Raw genomic sequence first — 699 nt, 5'->3', positions numbered from 1 at the left:
AAGCCCAAGCCGCGCAAGCGTGGCGGCGGCGGCGCCGGTGCCGCGTCCGGTGACGCGGTCACCGCACCCATGCAGGGCACCGTCGTCAAGGTCGCCGTCGAAGAAGGACAAGAAGTCGCCGAAGGCGACCTCATCGCCGTCCTCGAAGCAATGAAAATGGAAAACCCCGTCAACGCCCACAAGGCAGGCGTCGTCACCGGCCTCGCCGTCACTCCCGGCTCTGCCATCACCCAAGGCACCGTCCTCGCAGAACTGAAGTAGGGCGCCGAGTGAAGACGACCGTCGCCCATTCGCCACCCATACCCGATCCGTCGCGACCCGAAGTTTCTGACTTGGTTGCGTCTTACATGGCGTTCCTGCGTACCGCGGACTCGTTGCGCGCTTCACTGGAACAACAGCTCACGGTCGTCGGGGTGAGCTGGGCTCGGTACGAGATTCTTCGTCATCTGGAGGCGCATGGACCGGTCACCTATACAGCCCTCAGTCGATCGCTCCTCCGACATCGCACCAGTATCGGAGTCACCACCGGTGCGTTGGCAAGCGCAGGATTGAAGTACCCCAGGTTTTGTTCCGTTCTTTGTAGGAGGATGGAGCTATGCCACGTCAGTACCCGCCGGAGTTCCGGCAGCGAGCAGTGCGCATGGTGGAGACGGTGTTGGAATCCGACGCCGAGCTCTCGGAGTTCGAGGCGATTCGCCG

1 protein-coding gene is annotated in these 699 nt (G+C 62.9%); it reads left to right on the top strand.

Going from position 1 to position 699, the window contains the following annotated elements:
- Positions 1 to 261 (top strand): acetyl-CoA carboxylase biotin carboxyl carrier protein subunit (locus A3K89_RS07625; protein ID WP_157105264.1); only part of this gene is annotated, 261 nt, incomplete at its 5' end.
- Between the last annotated feature and the right edge of the window lie 438 nt (positions 262 to 699).

Origin of the sequence: Rhodococcoides kyotonense (assembly GCF_001645385.1) — a bacterium.
Lineage (GTDB): Bacteria > Actinomycetota > Actinomycetes > Mycobacteriales > Mycobacteriaceae > Rhodococcoides > Rhodococcoides kyotonensis_B.
The sequence above is the reverse complement of the archived record's forward strand: the minus strand, read 5'-3'. Positions and strand labels throughout refer to the sequence as shown.